The organism is Nocardioides malaquae, from assembly GCF_015070385.1.
In the GTDB taxonomy this organism is placed as follows: Bacteria; Actinomycetota; Actinomycetes; order Propionibacteriales; family Nocardioidaceae; genus Nocardioides; species Nocardioides malaquae.
On the sequence record NZ_JADCSA010000407.1, the window covers coordinates 1 to 271 of the forward strand.

General features: G+C 59.8%; 1 protein-coding gene. It reads right to left on the reverse strand.

Translation table 11 applies throughout. From position 1 onward, the window contains the following. Positions 1-212, reverse strand: a 212-nt coding sequence (locus IEQ44_RS15880; protein WP_227487642.1) for a hypothetical protein, incomplete at its 3' end; no start/stop codon positions are given. Between the last annotated feature and the right edge of the window lie 59 nt (positions 213-271).

Genomic DNA, 271 nt, shown 5'->3' on the forward strand with positions numbered 1-271 from the left:
TTGCCAAATCGCTGACGGGTCAGACGCTGCGCCCGTTGGGCCAGTTGTTCCAGATAGCCACTGGCGGCAGGCGATAACAGCGCCATCATGTCGTCGCGGGTGAGTTGCGAGGCATTTAGCGCCCGCTCTACGTCAGCAGCCGTTTTGCCGTTGATACGCAGGCGGATGTCGTCCCAGTCCAGTTGTCGCCAGCGATCGCTGAAGGTTTTCATGCCGATGCCTCCAGAAATCCGGTCAGCGGGCTGGTGGCATGAGCAAAATAACTGCGGCA